Origin of the sequence: Streptomyces sp. UH6, assembly GCF_013421635.1 — a bacterium.
In the GTDB taxonomy this organism is placed as follows: domain Bacteria; phylum Actinomycetota; class Actinomycetes; order Streptomycetales; family Streptomycetaceae; genus Streptomyces; species Streptomyces abyssomicinicus.
Genome location: NZ_JACADT010000556.1, coordinates 1 through 3758 on the forward strand (window position 1 = coordinate 1; position 3758 = coordinate 3758).

A 3758-nucleotide genomic window follows, 5' to 3' on the forward strand; every position below is an offset into this window, starting at 1 on the left:
CGGGCCGTCCCGACCATCGGCTTCCGCCGCTCCGGCTGACCCGCCCGCCCCGTGCCCGACGCACCGTCCGACGCACCGTCCGCCGGACCGGACGTCACCCCTCCCGGGGACCTGTCCGGCGGCGGCAAAAGCCCTGGGGGGTTGACCGTGACCCGTCGTACCCTGGGGAACGGAAGGCCCCCTGTGGCGGGCGAACCCCAGCGAGGAGGATGTGCAGGCCTACGAGCCGGCCCATGACGCAGACACCCCATGCCCCAGGTCCCGCCGAGGGACCCGCACGAGCGCAGATCACCGTCCCCGCGAAGCACCCGATGGTGACGGTGCTGGGGTCCGGCGACTCCCTGCTGCGCGTGATCGAGACGGCCTTCCCCGGGGCCGACATCCATGTCCGGGGCAACGAGATCAGCGCGGTGGGCGAGCCGGCGGACGTGGCCCTCATCCAGCGGCTGTTCGCAGAGATGATGCTGGTGCTCCGCACCGGGCAACCGATGACGGAGGACGCGGTGGAACGTTCGATCGCCATGCTGAAGGCAGGCGCAGACGGCAACGGACAGGGCCAGGAGACGCCGGCACAGGTGCTGACGCAGAACATCCTGTCCTCGCGCGGCCGCACCATCCGCCCGAAGACGCTCAACCAGAAGCGCTACGTCGACGCCATCGACAAGCACACCGTCGTCTTCGGCATCGGACCGGCCGGTACGGGCAAGACGTACCTCGCGATGGCGAAGGCAGTGCAGGCCCTGCAGTCCAAGCAGGTCACCCGGATCATTCTGACCCGCCCGGCGGTCGAGGCCGGCGAGCGGCTCGGCTTCCTGCCCGGAACGCTCTACGAGAAGATCGACCCGTACCTGCGCCCGCTGTACGACGCGCTGCACGACATGCTCGACCCCGACTCGATCCCCCGTCTGATGGCGGCCGGGACGATCGAGGTCGCGCCGCTCGCCTACATGCGCGGCCGGACGCTCAACGACGCCTTCATCATCCTGGACGAGGCCCAGAACACCTCGCCCGAACAGATGAAGATGTTCCTGACCCGTCTCGGCTTCGACTCCAAGATCGTGATCACCGGTGACGTGACCCAGGTCGACCTTCCGGACGGCACCAAGTCGGGTCTGCGCCAGGTGCAGCACATCCTGGACGGCGTCGAGGACGTCCACTTCGCCCGGCTGTCGTCCCAGGACGTCGTCCGGCACAAGCTCGTCGGACGTATCGTCGATGCCTACGAGAAGTACGACAGCACGCACGGCACCGAGAACGGCTCCCACAAGGGCGGCCGCGGCCGGTCCGGGCACAAGGGGAAGTAGACCGAGCGGCACCATGGCGATCGACGTCAACAACGAATCGGGCACCGGGATCGACGAGGAGTCGGTCCTCGACATCGCCCGCTACGCCCTCGCGCGGATGCGCATCCACCCCCTCGCCGAGCTGTCGGTGATCGTGGTGGACGCCGACGCCATGGAGCAGCTGCACATCCAGTGGATGGACCTGCCCGGTCCCACCGACGTGATGTCCTTCCCGATGGACGAGCTGCGTCCGCCGTCCAAGGACGACGAGGAGCCCCCGCAGGGGCTCCTCGGCGACATCGTCCTCTGCCCCGAGGTCGCCGAGAAGCAGGGCAAGGAGGCGCCGACCGGGCACTCCATGGACGAGGAGCTCCAGCTGCTCACCGTCCACGGCGTCCTCCACCTGCTCGGCTACGACCACGAGGAGGCCGACGAGAAGGCCGAGATGTTCGGCCTCCAGGCCGCCATCGTCGACGGCTGGCGGGCGGAGAAGGGCCTCACCGGCCCGTCCCCGGCACCGACCGTCTCATGAGCGTTCAGCTGATCCTGGGCGTCGTCGCCCTGCTGGTCCTCGCCTGGCTGGCCGCCTGCGCGGAGGCCGGCCTGGCCCGGGTGTCGAGCTTCCGCGCCGAGGAGGCCATACGCACCGGCCGCCGGGGCAGCGCCAAGCTGGCCCAGGTGGCGGCCGACCCCACCCGCTACCTCAACGTGGCGCTGCTGGTCCGCGTCGCCTGCGAGATGGCCGCGGCGGCCCTGGTCACCCACGCCTGCCTCGACCACTTCGCCGAGACCTGGCAGGCGCTGCTGACCGCCATCGCGGTCATGGTGCTCGTCTCCTACGTGGCCGTCGGCGTCTCGCCGCGCACCATCGGCCGGCAGCACCCGCTGAACACCTCCACGGCCGCCGCGTACGTGCTGCTGCCGCTGGCCCGGATCATGGGGCCGGTCCCGTCCCTGCTGATCCTCCTCGGCAACGCGCTCACCCCCGGCAAGGGCTTCCGGCGCGGCCCGTTCGCCTCCGAGGCCGAACTGCGCGCCATGGTCGACCTCGCCGAGAAGGAGTCGCTGATCGAGGACGACGAGCGCCGCATGGTGCACTCGGTCTTCGAGCTGGGAGACACCCTGGTGCGCGAGGTGATGGTGCCGCGCACCGACCTCGTCGTCATCGAACGGTTCAAGACGATCCGGCAGGCCCTCACCCTGGCCCTGCGCTCCGGTTTCTCCCGGATCCCGGTCACCGGGGAGAGCGAGGACGACGTCATCGGCGTCGTCTACCTGAAGGACCTGGCCCGCCGCACGCACATCAGCCGGGAGGCGGAGAGCGAGCTGGTCACCACGGTGATGCGGCCGGCGGCGTTCGTCCCGGACACCAAGAACGCGGGCGACCTGCTGCGGGAGATGCAGCGCGACCGCAACCACGTCGCGGTGGTCATCGACGAGTACGGCGGCACGGCCGGCATCGTCACCATCGAGGACATCCTCGAGGAGATCGTCGGCGAGATCACCGACGAGTACGACCGGGAACTGCCGCCGGTGGAGGAGCTGGACGACGGCTGCCACCGGGTCACCGCCCGCCTCGACATCAGCGACCTGGGCGCCCTCTACGGCGTCGAGGAGTACGACGACGAGGACGTCGAGACGGTGGGCGGCCTGCTCGCCAAGGCGCTGGGGCGGGTCCCGATCGCCGGGGCCGCCTCGGAGGTGGAACTCCCCGACGGCCGCCGGCTGAAGCTGACCGCCGAGTCGGCGGCGGGCCGCCGGAACAAGATCGTCACGGTGCTGGTGGAGCCGGTACCGCAGCGGGAGCCGTCCGAGGACGGGGAACGGACGGGCTGATGACCCCGCAGGAGCTGCGCGCCCTCTGCCTCTCCTTCAACGGGGCGGTGGAGGACCATCCGTTCGGGCCGGAGACGTCCGTGTTCAAGGTGGGCGGCAAGCTCTTCGCGCTGACGGCGCTCGACGCGCGTCCCCTGAAGGTCAACCTGAAGTGCGACCCGGACGACGCGCTCCGTCTGCGGCGCGAGCACGAGGGGCGGATCGTGCCCGGGTGGCACATGAACAAGCGGCACTGGAACACGGTGACCGTGGACGCCGGGCTCCCGGACACGATGGTCCGGGAACTGGTCGAGGACTCCTACGACCTGGTGGTCGCGGGCCTTCCGCGCGCGGAGCGGCTGCGGCTGGACCGGCCGTGACCCGCCGGGCCGACGCCGGACGCGGCGCCACGGGTTCGTATGCTCGGGACCATGACCGACAGCAGCGCGCTCGACCTCGACCCCGAGGACCGCAAGATCGTGACCCTGGCCCGCTCCGCGCGGGCCCGCAACGGCGTGCCGGAGGGGGCCGCCGTGCGTGACGAGACGGGGCGGACGTATGTCGCCGGGACCGTCGGCCTGGAGTCGCTGAACCTCAGCGCGCTGCGGACCGCGGTGGCGATGGCCGTGGCCTCCGGCGCGCAGTCCCTGGAGGCGGCGG

General features: G+C 70.9%; 4 protein-coding genes and 1 pseudogene. All 5 read left to right on the forward strand.

Annotated elements, in window-relative coordinates; translation table 11 throughout:
* Positions 1-233 precede the first annotated feature (233 nt).
* Entirely contained in the window at positions 234-1304 is a 1071-nt protein-coding gene (locus HW445_RS21895; protein WP_180222684.1) for a PhoH family protein, read from the forward strand.
* Positions 1305-1317: 13 nt separating this feature from the next.
* The gene (ybeY, locus tag HW445_RS21900; RefSeq protein WP_151773162.1) at positions 1318-1815 is read left to right on the forward strand and encodes an rRNA maturation RNase YbeY; all 498 of its coding nucleotides are present in this window, start codon (positions 1318-1320) and stop codon (positions 1813-1815) included.
* Entirely contained in the window at positions 1812-3119 is a 1308-nt protein-coding gene (locus HW445_RS21905) for a hemolysin family protein (protein WP_180222685.1), read from the forward strand. Before ybeY ends, HW445_RS21905 begins: the two co-directional genes overlap by 4 nt.
* Positions 3119-3478, forward strand: a complete 360-nt coding sequence (locus tag HW445_RS21910; RefSeq protein ID WP_180222686.1) for an MmcQ/YjbR family DNA-binding protein — start codon at positions 3119-3121, stop codon at positions 3476-3478. Before HW445_RS21905 ends, HW445_RS21910 begins: the two co-directional genes overlap by 1 nt.
* 51 nt (positions 3479-3529) lie before the next feature.
* Positions 3530-3758 (forward strand): annotated as a pseudogene (locus HW445_RS21915) (cytidine deaminase); the annotation flags it as partial.

Excerpts from the sequence above, each read along its gene's own strand:
- HW445_RS21895 (WP_180222684.1), top strand. The coding sequence starts at position 234 with ATGACGCAGACACCCCATGCCCCAGGTCCCGCCGAGGGACCCGCACGA.
- ybeY (WP_151773162.1), top strand. The coding sequence starts at position 1,318 with ATGGCGATCGACGTCAACAACGAATCGGGCACCGGGATCGACGAGGAG.
- HW445_RS21905 (WP_180222685.1), top strand. The coding sequence starts at position 1,812 with ATGAGCGTTCAGCTGATCCTGGGCGTCGTCGCCCTGCTGGTCCTCGCC.
- HW445_RS21910 (WP_180222686.1), top strand. The coding sequence starts at position 3,119 with ATGACCCCGCAGGAGCTGCGCGCCCTCTGCCTCTCCTTCAACGGGGCG.